Here is a 17,974-nt window from a genome sequence, read left to right as displayed (position 1 = left end):
GTACGCATCATTTAAGATAAAATATCTACAGTTACGCGTTTATCGCTCTTGACTGCTGCAGATGTGACTACTGTACGGAGCGCCTTAGCGATCCTTCCTTGTTTGCCAATGACCTTCCCAACATCATCAGGATGTACGGACAGTTCATAGACAATTAGGTGATCCTTCTCCACCGCTCGTACCGTCACATCTTCTGGATGATCCACTAAAGCCTTAGCAATTACTCCAACTAATTCTTCCATAGAGGACCCTCGCAATCAGTCATTATTTCTGTTGCTTAAGCTCATGAAACTTCTTCATTACGCCTGCTTTGGAAAGCAAGTTGCGTACTGTATCAGATGCTTGTGCACCTGTTTGAAGCCATTTAAGAGCTTTTTCCTCATCGATCTTAACTACTGCCGGTTGTTCAATCGGATTATAATAACCGATTTCCTCGATAAAACGACCGTCACGAGGGGACCGGGAATCGGAAACCACTACACGATAGAAAGGCGCTTTATGCGCTCCCATTCTTTTCAGACGAATACGTACTGCCACGAAAAATCACCTCCTTATAATAGTTTCGAGATATTAGAACAGCAAGATCATTTAAAAGGGAACTTCATACCTTTTCCACCTAGACCTTTAAGCTGCTTCATCGCATTCTTCTTAGAGGCTTTGCCGCCTCCGCCCATCATGCCTGAGAATTGCTTCATCATCTTACGCATCTCATCAAATTGCTTAATGAGGCGGTTGACCTCGGCAACCGAAGTTCCGCTACCAGCAGCAATACGCTTGCGGCGGTTATGGTTGATGATCTCGGGCTGACGCTTTTCCGTCTTAGTCATAGAATGAACTATGGCTTCAACGCGGCCCATTTGCTTGTCGTCAACCTTCAAATCCTTAATGCCCTTGGCTTTGTTCATGCCAGGCAGCATGTCAAGAATTTGATCGATCGGGCCAAGCTTCTTCACCTGATCCATTTGCTCAAGGAAATCATCAAACGTAAATTCTGCATTGCGCATCTTACGTTCCATTTCCTTAGCTTTATCAGTGTCAATGTTCGCTTGAGCTTTCTCAATCAGCGACAACATGTCACCCATACCCAAAATCCGCGAAGCCATACGTTCCGGATGGAACGGCTCCAATGCGTCAATCTTCTCACCTAGCGCAGCGAATTTGATCGGGCAACCAGTTACGGCTTTGACGGATAGTGCAGCACCACCGCGGCTATCGCCGTCAAGCTTCGTCAATACAACCCCTGTAAGCTCAAGCTGCTTATTAAAGCTCTCAGCTACGTTCACGGCATCTTGACCGGTCATTGCATCTACTACTAACAGAACTTCATCAGGATTTACAATGTTGTGAATCTGCTTCAGTTCTTCCATCAATTCTTCATCAATGTGCAGGCGGCCTGCAGTATCAATAATTACATAATCAAGTCCGTTATCCTTCGCATGTTGTACAGCTTGTCTGGCAATCTCTACCGGACTAGTCTGATCACCTAGCGAGAATACTGGAACTTTAATTTGTTCTCCAAGTACTTGAAGCTGTTTGATCGCAGCAGGGCGATAAATATCTGCCGCAACAAGCAATGGACGATGATTGCCCTTTTGTAACAGCTTCGCCAGCTTACCCGAAGTGGTTGTCTTACCCGCCCCTTGTAAACCCGCCATCATAATGACAGTTGGTGGCTTGTTCGACTTGGCCAGCTTCGCTTGGCTTCCGCCCATCAGCTCGGTTAGTTCCTTGTTAACGATGTCGATAATGACCATCCCAGGTGTAAAGCTGTCCATCACTTCTGTGCCAATAGACTTTTCTTTCACCTTAGCCACGAATTCTTTAACTACCTTGAAGTTAACGTCGGCTTCCAGAAGGGCCAACCGTACTTCGCGCATAGCTTCGTTTACGTCATCTTCGGATACTTTACCTTTACCGCGCAGCTTGCTGAACACATTCTGCAATCTTCCGGTTAAACCTTCAAACGCCATATGCAGTTTCTCCCTTCATGCTACTCTAACCTCTGCAAGCGATCCACGATCTCCGCGAACCGAAGTTTATATTGCTCAGGCAGCATCCCATTCTCCGGCAGTCTGCGCAGTTCTTCTAAATATTTGGTACGACTCTCATGCTTCACTAATAAACCAAGTTTTTCTTCATAATTTTCTAGGACTTGCTCCGCCCGTTTAATATGTTCATAAACGGCTTGGCGGCTGATTTCAAATTCAGCGGCAATCTCTCCCAAGGAAAAATCGTCGTGAAAATAATATTTAAGAAACGTTTGCTGCTTATCTGTAAGCAGTCGTTCATAAAAGGCAAAAAGCAGATTGATACGATTCGTTTTCTCGAGCCTATTCTCCTGACTCATTAAGGGCACTCCCTTCGTCAAGGAAAAACACTTTACACCTTCACAACGTCCCTTATGATACCTAAAAGAAAGAGAGATGTCAAGCATTTTTGCTTGTCATCTCTTTCTTTATTAAAAATCCCTTTTTCACGCAATAAATACGCTTGAAATTATTGGATCGGTAGTACATAAATCAATACGGCGAAGAAGTGTGTGACACTACCCGCAAGGACAAATACATGCCAAATCGCATGATGGTATGGAAACCCTCTCCATACATAAAAAACAGTACCTAATGTATAGAGTATACCTCCAGCCATCAGCAGGATCATTCCTCCGTCTGCTACAACAGCCGAAAGAGGGTTCCAAGCGATTACAATTAGCCAGCCCATTGCGATGTAGAATATGGTGGACATGAACAGAAACTTTTTAACAAAAAATGCCTTGAAGAAAACGCCGAACACTGCGATTCCCCAAATAACGCCGAACAAACTCCATCCAAGCGTTCCCCGAATGGCGACTAACAAAAAGGGGGTATACGTGCCAGCAATAAACAGATAAATAGCGGAATGATCGAAAAATTCGAACAAATCCTTCGCCTTACCCTCTTTGAGACTATGCACTAGTGTTGAATTCAGATACAGAAGCAGCATTGTCGTTCCATAGATGGAGAAGCTGACCACATGCCATGTCGTTCCTTTCAGACTTGCAAAAACAACAAGCAGAACAAGTGCAGCCACGCTTAATACCGTTCCAATCCCGTGCGTAATCGCATTCGCGACTTCTTCTCTCCGGCTGTAGGTGTGAGTATTTGCCATATCCATATCCTTCCGTCTAAGCTTTCTTTCTATTATACCACGCGTACCCTACTGGATTACAGTTTGTAAATCTCCGTATACTTCGCTTCTAAATAATCAGCTAAATAATCTGGACTCAGTGGTTCCCCCGTTACTTGCTCAATAATTTGTGAAGGCGTTAAGCTATTGCCGAAACGATAGATCTTATCGGTTAGCCACTCTTTAATAGGTAACAGGTTCCCTGCAGCAATTAACTCATCAAACTCCGGTAACTCTTTGCGAAGTGTATTCAGAATCTGTGCAGCGTACATATTACCTAAGGAGTAGGAAGCAAAGTATCCGAAATCCCCGCCAGACCAATGGACATCTTGCAGCACACCAAGTGCGTTAGATGGCGGAGTAATACCCAGATACTCTTGATACTTAGCATTCCATACTTGAGGCAAGTCTTTTACAGAAAGGCCTTCATTAAAAATAAGCTTCTCGATCTCATAACGCACGATAATGTGCAGATTGTATGTAAGCTCATCTGCTTCGATCCGGATAAATGAGTTCTCCACGCTGTTGATCGCCCGGTAGAAATCTTCCAACTCCACATTTGCAAGCTGTTCCGGGAATTGTTGTTGAAGATCCCCGTAATAACGTTGCCAGAAAGCCCGGCTGCGTCCGATCATGTTCTCCCATAGTCTCGACTGAGATTCATGAATCCCCATCGATGCACCTTGTGCCAGTGGTGTTCCAACAAAATCCTTGCTGATATTTTGCTCATAAAGCGCATGTCCACCTTCATGTAGTGAGCTGAATATGGCACTAGTCACATTATCAAGCAGATAAGCGGTTGTAATACGAACGTCGCCTGGATTCAATCCTGTTGCAAAAGGATGCACACTCTCATCTAAACGACCTGCGTCAAAATCGTAGCCCATTTGCTCTAAAATAAAGTTGCCGAACTTTTCCTGCTGTTCTTTAGGGAAGATCTGCTGTAAGAAGCTTGTGTCTGGTTTATTGGGCGAAGCAGCGATAGCTTCTACCAATGGTACCAAACGGCTGCGCAGGCGGCTGAATACTTCATCCACTTTTTCTACCGTAAGATCAGGCTCATACATATCAAGAAGCGTATCGTACCGCGTTCCTTTTACACCCCAATAATCGATAAATTCTTGCTTTAGAGCAACTATCTTGCTTAAGTAAGGTTCAAAAGTAGCAAAATCATCGTTCTCCTTGGCTTCTTCCCAGATGGTTTGGGAATGTGCGGACAGGACAGCGTACTCCTCAAATCTTTTGGAAGGGATGCTCTTGCTGCGCTCATATTCTTTACGGCAATCGGTAACGATCTTCTTCTGATCATGTGATAGCTGGGAAATCACTTCAGGACGGGTAAAAAATGCTGTAAAATCTCCCATCTCCTCCGAAATTCCGAGTCTGAACAGTTCTCCACTCAGCATCCCTATCGTACCCGAACGAACCTCCACTCCCTTACGTGGCGCACCGGTGCGTAAATCCCAGTGAAGTAATTCTATGGCCTCTGAATATCCACTTATTTTTGATAATAACTCGCTAAATTTCTCCCACTGTTCCTTCACTTGCTGTTCCATTTTATTACACCTGCTTTCTCTGTTTTGCCGACTCCTCTTGATGATACTTTTTTGAATGAGTATAATCAACTTCAGAGATTACATCTCTAATTTAAAATATTCAATGGGTTACATAAGAAGCAGATCTTGCTTCGCACAAAATTCAAAGGAGCGTGAACAGGCTATGATGATTCAAGTTACACCTCTCGCAGAAAGGAAGTTGAAGGAAAGGCTTGAAGATCGGCCAGGATTTTTCAAGCTCTTTTATGATACGGAAGGCTGCGGGTGTGACGGAATTAATGTATTACTGATTGTTTCAGAAGTGGAGGACGGCGATTCCAGGATGGAAAGTGATTCCCTTCCCTTTATCGTAAGCCGCCAGCAGGAAATCTTTTATGAGGACAAGATGCGTCTGGATGCCGAGGAAAGATTCTCTTCCTTTAAGCTAGACAGTGATTCACAGATTTACGGAAAAAACATTCTGGTAAGAGATATGCGTAATGTAAGTACAATTCAGTGATTTTAGGGAGGAAGAATAGCCATGAGCCATGTATCCGATATTATTAACTTTAATAAGAGTTTTGTAGAGAATAAAGAGTATGAAGCGTATTTAACAAGCCGCTATCCAGATAAAAAAATGTTGATTATCACTTGTATGGATACCCGTCTGGTTGAACTATTACCAAAAGCGATGAATTTTAAAAACGGTGATGTTAAAATCATCAAAAATGCCGGAGCGGTTATTTCTCAGCCTTTTGGTAGTGTTATGCGTAGTGTCATGGTTGCGTTATATGAACTTGACGCGGAGGAAGTTATCGTAGTTGGGCACTATGAATGCGGTATGGCTTCCCTCAATGCAGATCATATGATCAATTCCATAAAAGAACGCGGAGTATCCGAAGAGGTGCTAAACACGCTGGAGAATTCCGGGATCAAGCTTACCAAGTGGTTACGCGGGTTTGACAATATCCAAGAAGGGGTATCCCAAACTGTGAATCTGATCAATAAGCATCCATTACTACCCCCAAATGTACCAGTGCATGGCATGATCATCGATCCGGCTACCGGAGCGCTTGAGCTTGTCGTTGATGGGTATAAATGATTTAAGTAACTACCTTCTATCTGCTAATTGCGTGGATCCTGGATCCACGCTTTTTTTCTGATTAAAAAAGTATAAATTATGACAAGCATATACTTTCTTATATTTTAAATAAAAATTGAAACCTAGTAGGACTAGCTGCGTAATACTGAACATGCACATAAATTCATACTCACAGGAGGGTTTTCGTACTAAATGAAACCAATGAAACGCGTAATGATGATTGTAATGGCCTTTACTCTATTTTTCGCCGTAGCTACCCCGAACTTTGTGGATGCGAAGCGAGGTGGTGGCGGATTTAAATCCGGCACTCGCAGCTATTCAACAACTCCAAAAAAATCAACAACCGATAACGTAAGAAAAAGCGATAGCACTAAAAGCTCCACATCAGGATCTACTGCGAATACGAAACGGGGATTCTTCAGCGGTGGTGGCTTAATGAAAGGTATGATGATCGGTGGTTTGGCTGGGTTACTGTTCGGCGGAATGTTCGCCGGTATGGGTGCCTTCGGTAACATTCTAGGATTCGTCATTAATATGCTTGCTATCTATGTGCTCGTAATGCTGGTGATGTCCTTCTTCCGTCGCAGAAAAGAACGTCGTCGCTTAGAAGATCAAGGTGGGCGTTACTAATGTCAACAATGGTTCTAAGCATGGATGAGATCATCAATGCCCTCTGCCTACACATGGCTGAACGTAAAGCGGTTCGCCCTGAAGATGTTCAAGTAGAACTGAGCTGGGACGAAGACACCGGATACTCTGCTGAGGTTTGGGTACAGGGACGTAGTCAATATTTAGTTGAGTCCAACATGATCGAGGCGATCCTACGTTACATGCTTAGCGAATATGGCATTCGTGCATACCGCGAAGATGTAAGGCTAGACCTAGATGAGGAAATCACTGCAATTGTAACTACAGGAAACTAATAGTAAAAGGGACAACCCAAATGGTTGTCCCTTTTTTGTATGCATCTATTCATAGAAAAATTGCTTTACCGTTCCTACTCCGTCCGTCACATCAACTTCAGCGTACGCACCGTTAATCAGCGTAATTTGCGGTGGAATATGACCACAATCGATATCATACACAATAGGTACCTGGAGCTCCTCAGAAAGCTCTGCGTAGATGTCTTCGGCCATATAGTTCTCTACTGGTCGATTAGCAGGACTTCTGCCAAACATAATGCCAGAACAATTCTCAAACCAACCTGCGAGCTTCATCTGAACTAATGACCTACGTACATCAACCGTATTCAGTTCGCAGTTTTCCAAATACCATAGGATCGGTTCATTGTTAATCATTTGTTCTTGGAAATGCCGCAGATTGCCAAATGGTGTGCCAATCAGATGCCTTATTACATCTATACAGCCCCCTAGCAGACGCCCTTTCATAGTTACAGGACCAGAGGATACTGTCTTCCAACGGGTATCTTCTGTCAAGTGAAATACATAAGGCGTAGGAGCATCATGTTGCCATTCCCCCTGATATTTAAGCGATGAATGCTGGACAATAGAACCCCCTGCTTTCGTCTCTAGAACCGCTTCCCACATGGCTGTGGTATCATCTGAATACTCTCCTCTTAAATCAACAAGGTTAGTCCCGTGGGCCGTGGCAATCCCTGTTCTTAACGTAACTGCAAGCAACAGCACGCTTATATCTGAATAACCTAAGATCCATTTGTCCTTCATGGTATCAAAATCAATAAACTCAAGAACCTCAATTAACAGCTCCCCGCCCCAAGGCGGAATAAGGATATCAATATGCTCAGCGCTCATCATCTCGTTAAACTCCTGAGCACGAACTTTGGCCGGTGCCGATTTAGCCTTCTCTTGCGTCCATACCGTATCCCCGCAAATCATATTAAATCCTTTAGATTCCAAACGACTTGAAGCCAACTTAATTAACTGTGCATTTTGAGCGCCTACTCCAGATGAAGGTGCTGTCACCCCTATTGTCGCATTCTTGTTCAAAATCGGATATTTAATCATATGACACCTCCAGTATTACAGCAATTATATCAAGAGTACACATCAATTACACAAAAAAAGAACATGACTAGTCGCGTCAACGTACGATCGCAAAACCAGTACATGCTCTTATTCAATAGAATTCAACTTTAGAGTAAAGAAATAGCTAGCAGTTCGAACAACACAAGCGGCAAGATCACATTATTATTAGGAGGACCTGGGTAAGGACCCGGGCCGGGATACGGACCATGACCATGACCATGACCATGACCAGGACCCGGATGATACGGTTGGTAAGGGTTATAATATCCGCGCGGCATTTGCCCATTAACTGCAACGTTCAAATACAAATGTTTATTATCTACTCCGGCAATAGTGCCTTCATGCACTAAGCCATCTAAAGTCTGTACATTCACCCTATGGTTTAGGTAGGGCTTGCAAGATTGATGCAAGGAATCACGGACACCGTGCAGGTGCCGGATCACCGCAGGATCGGCCTGATAAATCACATTCTGCTCTTGCCCAGTGTTATATGTCGACATGGATGCTCTGACCTCCGTAAATGGATTTGCTCCATTCTATGCAGAAGCCTATATCACGGTGCCTATTTGAGAGATATCCTTATACTGGAAGGGCTACCTTCTCAACTTTCACATTTACCGAAACAAGGGACAAGCCCATCATATTCTCCACAGCATTACGCACATTTTTTTGCAGCATATAACAGACCTCTTGAATCACACATCCGTAATTAACAATAACCCGCAGGTCGATGGCAACGTCTACTTCCTTCACTTCTACAGACAATCCTTTTTTCACATTTTTACCGCCCAAACGTTTGGCCCAGTTGTCCGAAATATTACTTCCTGACATCCCGGCTATACCTGGCGTTTCCAGAACCACCTGTCCAACGATCGATGTGACTACATCATCTGAGATATGAATTAATCCTTGCTCCGTTCCTTCATTCATATAAACAACCTCCATATTTGTTAATTTAAGAGATATTAAAGGCTCTCCTCTACCTCTACTTCTACCTCTGACTCTGCCCTGTGGTTCTTAACAAACAAATTATACACTTTGGTCAAGAGGATTTTCACAATCATATACAATGGAATAATCAGCAATATCGCAATAATCCCGCCTATATCTCCACCAACCAACACTAAGATGATCGTTGTCAGCGGATGAATATCAAGCTTTTTCCCAAAAATGTAGGGAGCAATCAGATTATCCTGAATTTGCTGAGCTACAAGAACGATGATGATGGACCATACTGCAATGGACGGCGATTGGATGAATCCGATAATGAAAATTGGGATACTGGAGAGAATTGCACCAATGAAAGGTACAAAATTCATCACAACAGCAATCACTGTCAACAACAATGCATACTGTAGTCCAATAATAAGGAAACCAATATACATCAGAACACCAAGTGCCAGATTGACTAATACCCGACCAACAATGAATCCACTTAACGCACTGTCAATTTCACTCATCATTGTAGTCCCTTCTCCACGATACTTCTTTGGAAAGAAACTTACAATCTTACGACCAAATTTCCCACCTTCCTTAAGCATGTAAAACAACATAATAGGAAAGGTAAATAAAATAATCGCGAAATTTGAAACAAAGGAGAATAGTCCCGTTACGTAGTTCGAAATCAGATTAAATCCTTTATTCAAATATTCAGTCAATTGGGAAGCAAGATCCATATCTGCTGGGATAATAGAAGCCAAGAATCCACTGTCCTCGAGCCTCAATAACTGCTGATTCACGGCTGCGATCAGATTTGGCATATTATCGACAAAATTAATTAGCTGTGTTCGAAGTGAAGGCCATACTCCAATACTAAAACCAAACAAGAGCAATGCAATGACCACATATACGATGATGATCGCAACAGAGCGATTTAGTTTATATCTCTCCAAAGTATTGATTAGAGGTCGGAGTAAATAATAGAAAAATCCTGCCAACATTAAGGGCACGATAATAACATTAAACAAAGACAAGATTGGACTGAAAATAAAATTAACTTGTGAGCCTAAAAATACGATGCCTAACACCAAAAGGATCGCTATACAAACTCGAATGAATGTGTTCAGTTTAGCCATAGTTCTCTCCTATCTTCTATTTTCGGGTGTCTTTCATCTCGTTATTTGGGAATACGTATGGTGAATACCGTTGGTTCCTTCTTTCCGCGACTGAGATGAAGCGTTCCACCCATTTTCTCTGTATTTTTCATAGCAATGGATAAACCAAGACCCGTTCCACCTGTAGTTGACCGCGCTTTATCTCCTCGAACAAACGGATCAAAAAGCGTTGACCAAAGCTCTTCAGGAATGCCTACTCCGGTATCTGCAATTTCAATGGTAACCTCGCTCTCCGAGGGGATAACCTCCACTCGCAGATGAGTGCCTGGCGGGTTATAGGTCAAAGCATTGGAGATCAAATTATGAACTACGCTCGAGAGTAGCTCCGCATCGAAGCTTGCGAAGACTTCCTGTTCAGGAACATTCAGCTGCAGGATGAAGTTCTTTTGTTCAATCTCACCATAGGAGTCTGCAACGATTTCACGAATAAACTCGCCCAATTCATGACGCTCCATTCGTAGTAAAAAATCTGGGGAATCTATTTTAAGTAGCTCCACCATATTTTGAATCAGCTTGGTCACTTGCGAGGATTTATTATAGATATAGGTTAAATAACGTTTCTGGCGTTCTTCGTCCTCACCACGACCTTCAACCAACGCCTGTGCAAACCCCTGTATACTCGTAATGGGTGTCTTCAGATCATGAGAAAGATCAACCATCATGCGTTTCTTACTTTCTTCTGCTTGACGTTTTTCTTTCGTTGTCTTCTCAATTACGTCCGCCATATAATTAAAAGTCTCCCCAATTTGCGAAAATTCTTTCTCTGCATATAGCGAGATACGAGTATCATAATTTCCTTCAATCATCTGCTTCAAACCAAGCGTAATAATACGCAGCGGCTTCCTGATTCTTCGTGCCACCCAATAGCTGTACACGATAATAAGCAAGAGAACCATTCCAACTCCTAAAAAAACATAGTATGAAAGCGAGTGGTTGAAGTATTCAACTAATGGATCACTATTAATTGAAATGTCGATAACTTCTCTAGGGATTTTCAAAAGCAGCCACTCTGATTCATTCTCATTATTACGTGTAGTCAACGAGTAGAAGTACGCCTGATCTTCTCCGTTTTCCAGGTTATTTAAGAGCTGGTTGTCGGTATATTGTGTTACATCGTCCTTCTTATCTCCAACTACGTCGATGACCTTCTTGTCTTGACCCAAGATCTCAATCCACCCACCGCTACGCAGAAGCCGTTTGGTTTCTATCCCATGCTCCAGATTATCTCGATAGGCACTCGCTTCAACCTTCAAATCAGGATCAGCGATTTTATTTTTTTCGAACAAATGGGTCACATCAAGGTTAATGAACAAATAATAAACAATCACAAGAAAAAACAAAATGCAGATGAATAACAAAAAATCCAGCGTCAGCGATGATTGTAAAGGTCGTTGATCTCTATTGCTCCATAGGCGCTTCAATTTTGTATCCCAGCCCTCTAATAGTCTTTAAATAAACCGGCTTTTTGGAATCTTCCTCGATCTTTTCCCGGATATTACTGATATGTACCATGATACTATTATCTTCGTACACATAGAAATCTTCCCATACCGCCTCATATATTTTTTTTCGTGTAAAGACCCGACCCGGTTGTTTCATCATTAATTCCAGAATTTTGTACTCAGTAGAGGTAAGAACGACGGGCTCTCCTGAACGATAGAGCAGACACTGGCTTTGATCAAGCCTCAATTCTCCCAACACAATTTGTTCAGCTGCCTTTTCTTCAATAATCTGTGCGTCAAAATGATGTACCCGCCGCAGTAAAGCTCCTGCACGAGCTACAATTTCCAATGGATTAAACGGTTTAGAAATATAATCGTCGGCACCGAGTTCAAGTCCCAGTATTTTGTCGTAATGTTCGCTTTTTGCAGATAAAAACAACACCGGGAAATGATGGAACTCACGAATTTTCTTCAATAATTGCAGTCCATCTAAACCAGGCATCATAATATCAAGAATCGCTAAATCAATTTTTTGGTTCTGCACTTGCATTAACGCTTCGGTCCCACTGTTCGCTTCCACAATGTTGTACTCTTTCTCTAAATATAATCTCAACAATTCCACAATTTCTGCTTCATCATCTGCGATTAGAATTGTATACACAGTAATCACCCCATCTAACTATAATCTTCGATTATTAAACCCACCTAAACGCAATCTAAAGAATAGCTAAATTATTACATCCATCAAATTCTTATATTTAAATAAAAATCGCACACAGGAACTCGTCCCATGTACGATCGTATAATTCCAGAAATCTGAACATCTGCTGGCAAATATAAACGCCCTCGGAGTCCTATTAAAAAGCAACACCAATTCCACCTTCACCCGCATAGGTTCCCATTACAGGTCCCATACTTGAGAGTAAAACTTCTTTGAACGGGTGCTTTTGTAAGATGCGTTCTTTAATCTCAAGTGCAAGCTTCTCACAGTTACTGTGTACTATAGCGATAACAGCCTTCTCGTAGTCATGCTGCTTCTCATCCAAATGCGCAAGCAGCCGGTTTAATGCCTTTGTAAGACCCCGGGTCTTCTCCACTACCTCAACAGTACCCTCTTCGCTGATTTTAAGCAGTAGTTTGATATTTAGCACGGAAGCAACCGCTCCTGATATCCGGCTTAGACGTCCGCCCTTCATTACATTCTCAAGTGTATCCAGTGTAAAATATGCGCGAACTTCATCCATTTGCTGAAGCACCTTGTCCTTCAGTTCCTGCAGACTTGAACAAGTCTGTGACCACTTCGCCGCAAGGCCCACGATCAGCGACAACCCGCCAGAAAAGGTCTTGGAATCTATAACCTCTATCGCATTGGTGTGTCCTTCTTCTTGATACATTTCCATAGCGATCATAGCCGTCTGATAAGTGCTACTAATATTAGAGGACATACAAATGACCATAATGTCAGTACCTTCCTCTACTTGCCTGAATGTCTCAAGGAATTGGTTTGGACTTGGACTTGCCGTAGTAGGTAGCTCCTTGGATTCACTCATTTTAGCATAAAAGGTTTTCGTATCCGTATCCGCAGGCATTAACTCATGCCCAAAATGAACCGGTAGATGGACCACGGAAACATTATACTTCTCCATGTAGTCAAGGGGTAGGTCAGAACCGCTATCTGTTATGATCTTGATTGCCATAATATAAGTACTCTCCTTTCAATATCAGTACTATTATAGCTATCGCCAAATGAAATCTCCAGTAACCAATATAACTTGAAAAATCCTTCGATTTGTGCTTATGTCTTTCTTCCTTAACTTGTCCTAATATGATATGGTTTATGAATAAGCGTATAGAAATGGAGTGTATGTATGAGTAAGGGAAGAGTATGGAACCGAGGCAAGCATGATGGAACAGGACTATCAAGGAAAAAAAGCGTGGATCAAGAAGTTACAACATCTACTCAAACAGAATCGACTGAAGCTTCAAATGAACCGTCAAATACCAGAATTGATACAGTTAAACCGATGAATCGTACGAACTGGGTAACTCGTCCTGCACGGGTTATCAATAAAGATTCCAAAAACAAACAATAACTATGACAAATAGGGTTTCAGAACTTGTCCCTGAGTTCTGAAACCCTATTTTTATATGTTCTTAAACGTAGGTAGTTTACATAATTACATCTGGACGCTTATACAAAACGAGTATGGCCGCTGCTATAAGGATCATCCCCATAAATGCGGGTGCGGCATGGCCAAGTGATACATAAATCTGACCTCCAATGATAGGCCCAATCATTCTTGCTAAAGCCTGAATAGATTGGCTACCTCCTTGAATCCTACCTTGTTCACTAGAATCGACAGACTTGGAAAGCATCCCGTTAAATGAAGGCCCAAAGATCGAATCCCCAAAGCCAAATATAAACATTCCAGCGATAAAAAGAGGATAGAATGAGAACAACGCAGATAACGCAATAAAACTGTAACCGATAATTTCCGAAGCCATTCCAAGAATTGCTATACGTTTATCACTAAGTTTCTTCAAAAGCTTTGGCATGATCAAACCTTGTGAAATGATGTCTTGGAGACCCATAATCGAAAACATAAGTCCGATTAGTGCAGGCTTCCAGCTGAAAGTATCCATCGTAAATTGAGAAAATACTGCCTGTAAAGATCCGTTAGGAATCCAGAGTAAAAACGCTGAGACTAGCAGCCTATTTAAGTTTTTCATAGAAAGTAAGTTTGCAAGCTGTGAAAATGGATTCAGTCTTACAAAGGTGATCTCTTTCAGTCTATTCTTCTTGGCAAGGCTCTCTGGCATAAAAAAGAATCCATAAACAACATTCAATAAAGTTATGATTGCTCCAAAATACAAGGGAACAGAATAACCAAACTTAGCAAGTAATCCGCCTATCGTTGGGCCAATGACGGTGCCTACACCTACAACTGCACTTACCCATCCGAAGTATTTGGTTCTCTGCTGCGAAGGAATGATGTCTGCAAAATATGCAAAGATCGTGCTTATGCTCCCGCCTGTTATCCCTTCGATTATACGTCCAGCAAATAGTACCCATAGAGCCCCTCCTATGCCAAAAACCAAGTACCCGACGGCGGAACCCAACAGGCATACTAAGAGTAATGGACGCCGGCCATATTTGTCGCTCAAAGCTCCAAGTACGGGGGCTGCAAAAAATACACAGACTGCATATACCGAGGTCAGCATCGTAACAACTATTGCTTGTTCTCCAGGACTGCTTGTATAAGGCTGCACTAAGAATGGGACGACAGGCATTATGATACTAAAGCCTATTCCGCAAAGAAACACAGAGATAAGACCGAATATTAAGGCGTGTTTATCTACGGATTGTCCTGTGTTCTGTTCATTGTGTGATTTAAATATGGACATTTATGTTCACTCCTTAAAGTTACTGTTTTGATTCCTAGGAAACATGTTTATCGTATCGCCGTTTCGTTTCCTTGTCAACAAAATAATAACAATAAAAATGCAGCCGTTCTCCATAGAGCGCCCGACTGCATGTGGTTTCATTTTCATTATTCAAATTTTATTCCGATTTAATATCTTTACCCTGTTTCTTTATTTCCGCATCCAAATGACTACTATACTTTTCCACGAAACTAAGCATACTATCAAATTGTTCCTCGGTTATCTGCGCAAAGACTGCTTTATCCCGCTCTTGAAACTCTTTGTGAAGGTTCTCATGGATTTTATAAATTACTTTTCCTTGCTCAGTAAGCCTAAAATAGATTTCTTTTTTGTTATCCGACTTCTGGTAGCTTTCGATCAGGCCTTTTTCTATGAGTTTCTTAGTTAATTTACTTATGGCACCGCGAGTCATAAAAAAGGACTCCGCAAGTTTTGTTACGTTGGAATCTACATTTTTTTCAATGTATTCAATACAATGTACTTCGGAAGATGTATAACCCTTAAGACTTGCCTCCATCTTATCTTTGTTAAGCCAAACCATCTTATTATATAGGTCCCTGACACCCATTAGGATCTGATCTTCTTTGTTCATGACCTGTCCTCCCACCCACTCTTGCATTAACAATATTATATCACATTATTTTTTTGTTTCTATTTCAACAATATTCAAAATAATTAATTCAGAATTGAACGAACAGTAAATAGGGTTTCGAAACGGAAATCATTCGTTTCAAAACCCTATTGCTCTATAGTCTGAAGCTACCTACAAAAGCAGCCTTTGCTAATCCTAACATTATGCACGAGTGGAGAGAATGAATCTCTCTAACGCTGCTGTATTCGTAATCCTATGATTACATTCTTGGCTCTCTATGCAAATATATTGGCCAATGGAGGAGTAATCATCCGGCGAAGATTTCGCAAGCCTGGTCTTGACCGTAAAGAAGGCGAGCTGTTGCTGCCGATTACAGAACAGGCAATACCCCTTCTTGTTCATTGGTGTCATTCTACCCTCAATACCGATAAACTGCCCTTCGAACGGATATACAATAAATAGTTTATTGGTAGCAATATCTATCCAGCTCAAATATGTCATATATCGAAAGTCGATTGCTGATAAATCAGGTACCTTCAGCTTCTTATTCTTAGGGAATAGCTTCTGAATCTGTTTGGGTGTAATCTGTGGATAAGGTTCTAAATAAGGCTCTAATCCACTAAGATACTTCTGAAAATCGTATGCAGTCTCAAAGGCAGATATTTGTTGCAGCAGCTGTTCCTGACTATCACTTAGTGTTGAAAAAGCTTCTACTACATTCAACGATGAACGATATCTTACCGTCTCCAAGACTCTTCGATCCGCTACAGTTCGCAGTGTTTTTAGAAGGATGTCTGTTTGTTTTTTAATAAAATTATATTGATGGTTTCTAATAAATGGTGTATTCATTGCTCTTCAGCCCCTTATTTGTTTTGAACAATCCATAAGGTGCAAAGCCCATTATTAGAAACGATAATATTTAGTTTGGGCGATCATCCATCCTATCGCACCTCACGCAAAGTATCGCCCTAATTTAGGCTTTGCGTGAGGAACTTCTAGCTAATGGGCAAACCAGCATTAGCACAGTACCACCTCCGATTACATTTACGAAAAAAGTATACCAGGAATATTTGGAATCGGCTAGACCATGTTGCCAACCTCTGCATCATCTCTGGAAGGTGCTTCACCAATGAGCTGCTTCAAAAGTTTCTTTCAATTCCTCAACCGTCGAGCAGGTAACATTCAACCGATTCAGAACATCCCATATTGCAGACATTGATGACTATCACTACCGGCAATCACAGGTACACCAAGCGTTTCAGCAAATGGTGTGATCAGGTTCTTATAAGTCTCTGCCCCCTGCATGTAAATATCCTTTGCATTGAAATCAAAAGCATCTAATCTCCGAAGCAGCTCCGGGTCCAGTTGATGTAATGGCGTAGAAGTTCGGAAGGGATGATTTTCCAAAGGTTATGTTCGTCGGCCATGTCCAGCACCTTGAAAGTAATAAAATCCCCCTCCTGCGTATGCTCATCCAGTAAAGCCCGAACTGCTAGAACATTCTCCTTAAGTCCGATCAGCAGGATATGACCTGTCTCGCGATATCCACCTCCATACCTGGAAACAGTTTAAGTCTGTTTACATCATAATACGGAGTGATTGCTAAAATAACCGCCTACTGTAAAAAATGCGAATGAATGACCATGGAAATCATGAATAATTTACCTCCTTTTACAAACACTACGAAACAAAAGGAGGCTGATGTTTCATGTGTCAACGTTTTTCTCTGGCGGCCGAACTACAAGACATTAGGGATCATTTTGAGATCAAACGGGTGATGTACTACTATAAAGACCGCTATAATATTAGTCCCACACAGGATATGCCTGTCGTATTACAGCAGGATGGTGAGCGAATTCTGGATGAGTTCCGCTGGGGATTCGTTCCTTATTGGGGTAAAGATGCGATCAATGCGGATCTCCGAAATGTGCATCAGAATCCAACCTATCGCAAGATGGTGGACAAGCAGCGCTGTATTATCCCTTGCAATGGATTTTACTATTGGAAAAAAGAAGGCAAGAAGACTTATCCAGTTCGGGTAGTCATGAATAATCGCAGTATGTTCGGAGTGGCTGGTCTATACGAAATTTGGCGGGATACGCGCGGGGAGCCTCTTCGTACCTGCTCTCTGGTCATGACAGATGCCAATCCACTGATTAGCGAATTTGAGAGCCGGATGCCGGCGATTTTGTCCCCACAGGATATCACTCGATGGCTTGATGAGGAGACAAATGATCTGGAAGCACTGAATCCGATTCTGCGGCCTTATTCAGCAGATGAAATGCAGGTGTACCCGGTCACACCAATGATTAACGACAACAGGAACGACTCGGCTGAATGTATTCGAGAAATGGATCTGAAGGGATCCTGGGTAAAGCCTTGAGATGATAGCAGAATTGGATTAGATGCTCTAAAAATGAAGCAGCGGTGCTAGGGCTGAGAATTAAAACCTTAGCACATCGCTGCTTTTATTGCTTATCATTTCTATTGGCTCTTCATCCAATTACATGCTCAAGAGTTCAGTTCGAATTTATATTGTTCAAGCTTTTCAAAAACACCATCCACCCATTCAGGATC

Annotated in this window: 23 protein-coding genes; 6 read left to right on the top strand and 17 right to left on the bottom strand. The window is 42.1% G+C overall.

All coding sequences use genetic code 11. The annotated features are described in order from the left end of the window. Positions 1-11: 11 nt before the first annotated feature. The 6 genes from MKX60_RS15440 to MKX60_RS15415 form a co-directional block, all read right to left on the bottom strand. Positions 12-242 (bottom strand): KH domain-containing protein, encoded by a 231-nt coding sequence (locus MKX60_RS15440; RefSeq protein ID WP_042128982.1) that lies wholly within the window; start codon positions 240-242, stop codon positions 12-14. Between the two features lie 22 nt (positions 243-264). Then, entirely contained in the window at positions 265-537 is a 273-nt protein-coding gene (gene rpsP / locus MKX60_RS15435; RefSeq protein ID WP_036688604.1) for a 30S ribosomal protein S16, read from the bottom strand. A 47-nt stretch (positions 538-584) separates the two neighbouring features. Further along, complete coding sequence (ffh, locus tag MKX60_RS15430; RefSeq protein ID WP_042189471.1) at positions 585-1,970, bottom strand: signal recognition particle protein; 1,386 nt, start codon at positions 1,968-1,970, stop codon at positions 585-587. Between the two features lie 20 nt (positions 1,971-1,990). Then, positions 1,991-2,347: a YlxM family DNA-binding protein gene (gene ylxM / locus MKX60_RS15425; RefSeq protein ID WP_036688609.1), complete on the bottom strand. Its 357-nt coding sequence runs from the start codon at positions 2,345-2,347 to the stop codon at positions 1,991-1,993. Between the two features lie 149 nt (positions 2,348-2,496). After that, on the bottom strand, positions 2,497-3,144 hold the full coding sequence (gene trhA / locus MKX60_RS15420; protein ID WP_042189474.1) for a PAQR family membrane homeostasis protein TrhA: 648 nt from the start codon (positions 3,142-3,144) through the stop codon (positions 2,497-2,499). Positions 3,145-3,200: 56 nt separating this feature from the next. Next, positions 3,201-4,718, bottom strand: coding sequence for a carboxypeptidase M32 (locus tag MKX60_RS15415; RefSeq protein ID WP_339796846.1), 1,518 nt, complete (start codon positions 4,716-4,718; stop codon positions 3,201-3,203). A 163-nt stretch (positions 4,719-4,881) separates the two neighbouring features. On the opposite strand from MKX60_RS15415, the gene MKX60_RS15410 reads away from it, so the two are divergent. The 4 genes from MKX60_RS15410 to MKX60_RS15395 all read left to right on the top strand — a co-directional run bounded on the left by MKX60_RS15410 (position 4,882) and on the right by MKX60_RS15395 (position 6,722). Then, a complete protein-coding gene (locus MKX60_RS15410) occupies positions 4,882-5,217 on the top strand; it encodes an iron-sulfur cluster biosynthesis family protein (RefSeq protein ID WP_042189479.1) in 336 nt (111 codons plus the stop codon). A gap of 21 nt (positions 5,218-5,238) precedes the next feature. Continuing rightward, complete coding sequence (locus MKX60_RS15405) at positions 5,239-5,799, top strand: beta-class carbonic anhydrase (RefSeq protein WP_042189481.1); 561 nt, start codon at positions 5,239-5,241, stop codon at positions 5,797-5,799. Positions 5,800-6,000: 201 nt separating this feature from the next. Then, a complete protein-coding gene (locus tag MKX60_RS15400; protein WP_076285456.1) occupies positions 6,001-6,429 on the top strand; it encodes a hypothetical protein in 429 nt (142 codons plus the stop codon). Between the two features lie 8 nt (positions 6,430-6,437). Beyond that, positions 6,438-6,722 carry a YxcD family protein gene (locus MKX60_RS15395; RefSeq protein ID WP_076285455.1) on the top strand — a complete coding sequence of 95 codons (285 nt, stop codon included), beginning with the start codon at positions 6,438-6,440 and terminating at the stop codon, positions 6,720-6,722. Between the two features lie 45 nt (positions 6,723-6,767). Here the strand turns inward: MKX60_RS15395 and MKX60_RS15390 are convergent, their stop codons facing one another. The 7 genes from MKX60_RS15390 to MKX60_RS15360 form a co-directional block, all read right to left on the bottom strand. Then, positions 6,768-7,784, bottom strand: coding sequence for a S66 family peptidase (locus tag MKX60_RS15390; RefSeq protein WP_341060234.1), 1,017 nt, complete (start codon positions 7,782-7,784; stop codon positions 6,768-6,770). Between the two features lie 128 nt (positions 7,785-7,912). After that, on the bottom strand, positions 7,913-8,305 hold the full coding sequence (locus MKX60_RS15385) for a hypothetical protein (protein WP_341060233.1): 393 nt from the start codon (positions 8,303-8,305) through the stop codon (positions 7,913-7,915). Positions 8,306-8,384: 79 nt separating this feature from the next. After that, positions 8,385-8,735, bottom strand: coding sequence for an Asp23/Gls24 family envelope stress response protein (locus tag MKX60_RS15380; protein WP_042129003.1), 351 nt, complete (start codon positions 8,733-8,735; stop codon positions 8,385-8,387). 35 nt (positions 8,736-8,770) lie between these two features. After that, positions 8,771-9,880: an AI-2E family transporter gene (locus tag MKX60_RS15375; protein ID WP_042189487.1), complete on the bottom strand. Its 1,110-nt coding sequence runs from the start codon at positions 9,878-9,880 to the stop codon at positions 8,771-8,773. A 41-nt stretch (positions 9,881-9,921) separates the two neighbouring features. Beyond that, on the bottom strand, positions 9,922-11,340 hold the full coding sequence (locus MKX60_RS15370) for a sensor histidine kinase (RefSeq protein ID WP_341060232.1): 1,419 nt from the start codon (positions 11,338-11,340) through the stop codon (positions 9,922-9,924). After that, complete coding sequence (locus tag MKX60_RS15365; RefSeq protein WP_042189491.1) at positions 11,318-12,022, bottom strand: response regulator transcription factor; 705 nt, start codon at positions 12,020-12,022, stop codon at positions 11,318-11,320. The genes MKX60_RS15370 and MKX60_RS15365 overlap by 23 nt, the downstream gene beginning before the upstream one ends. Before the next feature lie 196 nt (positions 12,023-12,218). Next, positions 12,219-13,058: a DegV family protein gene (locus tag MKX60_RS15360; protein WP_076285397.1), complete on the bottom strand. Its 840-nt coding sequence runs from the start codon at positions 13,056-13,058 to the stop codon at positions 12,219-12,221. Positions 13,059-13,229: 171 nt separating this feature from the next. On the opposite strand from MKX60_RS15360, the gene MKX60_RS15355 reads away from it, so the two are divergent. Continuing rightward, complete coding sequence (locus MKX60_RS15355; protein ID WP_341060231.1) at positions 13,230-13,454, top strand: hypothetical protein; 225 nt, start codon at positions 13,230-13,232, stop codon at positions 13,452-13,454. A gap of 76 nt (positions 13,455-13,530) precedes the next feature. Here MKX60_RS15355 and MKX60_RS15350 read toward each other — a convergent pair whose 3' ends face one another. The 4 genes from MKX60_RS15350 to MKX60_RS15335 all read right to left on the bottom strand — a co-directional run bounded on the left by MKX60_RS15350 (position 13,531) and on the right by MKX60_RS15335 (position 16,804). Further along, positions 13,531-14,766 carry an MFS transporter gene (locus tag MKX60_RS15350; RefSeq protein ID WP_042189497.1) on the bottom strand — a complete coding sequence of 412 codons (1,236 nt, stop codon included), beginning with the start codon at positions 14,764-14,766 and terminating at the stop codon, positions 13,531-13,533. Between the two features lie 157 nt (positions 14,767-14,923). Continuing rightward, positions 14,924-15,397: a MarR family transcriptional regulator gene (locus MKX60_RS15345; RefSeq protein WP_341060230.1), complete on the bottom strand. Its 474-nt coding sequence runs from the start codon at positions 15,395-15,397 to the stop codon at positions 14,924-14,926. 201 nt (positions 15,398-15,598) lie between these two features. Further along, positions 15,599-16,246 (bottom strand): FusB/FusC family EF-G-binding protein, encoded by a 648-nt coding sequence (locus tag MKX60_RS15340; protein WP_341060229.1) that lies wholly within the window; start codon positions 16,244-16,246, stop codon positions 15,599-15,601. Between the two features lie 342 nt (positions 16,247-16,588). Then, on the bottom strand, positions 16,589-16,804 hold the full coding sequence (locus MKX60_RS15335; RefSeq protein WP_076285392.1) for a hypothetical protein: 216 nt from the start codon (positions 16,802-16,804) through the stop codon (positions 16,589-16,591). Positions 16,805-17,105: 301 nt separating this feature from the next. On the opposite strand from MKX60_RS15335, the gene MKX60_RS15330 reads away from it, so the two are divergent. Continuing rightward, positions 17,106-17,780, top strand: coding sequence for an SOS response-associated peptidase (locus tag MKX60_RS15330; protein WP_076285391.1), 675 nt, complete (start codon positions 17,106-17,108; stop codon positions 17,778-17,780). Positions 17,781-17,974 lie beyond the last annotated feature (194 nt).

Source organism: Paenibacillus sp. FSL R5-0914, from assembly GCF_038004525.1.
Classification (GTDB): domain Bacteria; phylum Bacillota; class Bacilli; order Paenibacillales; family Paenibacillaceae; genus Paenibacillus_AQ.
This window is presented reverse-complemented; position numbering and strand designations above follow the sequence as displayed.

Bases quoted from the DNA above. Each gene is read 5' to 3' on its own strand.
- MKX60_RS15440 (WP_042128982.1), bottom strand. From the start codon at position 242: ATGGAAGAATTAGTTGGAGTAATTGCTAAGGCTTTAGTGGATCATCCA.
- ffh (WP_042189471.1), bottom strand. From the start codon at position 1,970: ATGGCGTTTGAAGGTTTAACCGGAAGATTGCAGAATGTGTTCAGCAAG.
- ylxM (WP_036688609.1), bottom strand. From the start codon at position 2,347: ATGAGTCAGGAGAATAGGCTCGAGAAAACGAATCGTATCAATCTGCTT.
- trhA (WP_042189474.1), bottom strand. From the start codon at position 3,144: ATGGCAAATACTCACACCTACAGCCGGAGAGAAGAAGTCGCGAATGCG.
- MKX60_RS15415 (WP_339796846.1), bottom strand. From the start codon at position 4,718: ATGGAACAGCAAGTGAAGGAACAGTGGGAGAAATTTAGCGAGTTATTA.
- MKX60_RS15410 (WP_042189479.1), top strand. From the start codon at position 4,882: ATGATGATTCAAGTTACACCTCTCGCAGAAAGGAAGTTGAAGGAAAGG.
- MKX60_RS15405 (WP_042189481.1), top strand. From the start codon at position 5,239: ATGAGCCATGTATCCGATATTATTAACTTTAATAAGAGTTTTGTAGAG.
- MKX60_RS15400 (WP_076285456.1), top strand. From the start codon at position 6,001: ATGAAACGCGTAATGATGATTGTAATGGCCTTTACTCTATTTTTCGCC.
- MKX60_RS15395 (WP_076285455.1), top strand. From the start codon at position 6,438: ATGGTTCTAAGCATGGATGAGATCATCAATGCCCTCTGCCTACACATG.
- MKX60_RS15390 (WP_341060234.1), bottom strand. From the start codon at position 7,784: ATGATTAAATATCCGATTTTGAACAAGAATGCGACAATAGGGGTGACA.
- MKX60_RS15385 (WP_341060233.1), bottom strand. From the start codon at position 8,305: ATGTCGACATATAACACTGGGCAAGAGCAGAATGTGATTTATCAGGCC.
- MKX60_RS15380 (WP_042129003.1), bottom strand. From the start codon at position 8,735: ATGAATGAAGGAACGGAGCAAGGATTAATTCATATCTCAGATGATGTA.
- MKX60_RS15375 (WP_042189487.1), bottom strand. From the start codon at position 9,880: ATGGCTAAACTGAACACATTCATTCGAGTTTGTATAGCGATCCTTTTG.
- MKX60_RS15360 (WP_076285397.1), bottom strand. From the start codon at position 13,058: ATGGCAATCAAGATCATAACAGATAGCGGTTCTGACCTACCCCTTGAC.
- MKX60_RS15355 (WP_341060231.1), top strand. From the start codon at position 13,230: ATGAGTAAGGGAAGAGTATGGAACCGAGGCAAGCATGATGGAACAGGA.
- MKX60_RS15350 (WP_042189497.1), bottom strand. From the start codon at position 14,766: ATGTCCATATTTAAATCACACAATGAACAGAACACAGGACAATCCGTA.
- MKX60_RS15345 (WP_341060230.1), bottom strand. From the start codon at position 15,397: ATGAACAAAGAAGATCAGATCCTAATGGGTGTCAGGGACCTATATAAT.
- MKX60_RS15340 (WP_341060229.1), bottom strand. From the start codon at position 16,246: ATGAATACACCATTTATTAGAAACCATCAATATAATTTTATTAAAAAA.
- MKX60_RS15330 (WP_076285391.1), top strand. From the start codon at position 17,106: ATGTGTCAACGTTTTTCTCTGGCGGCCGAACTACAAGACATTAGGGAT.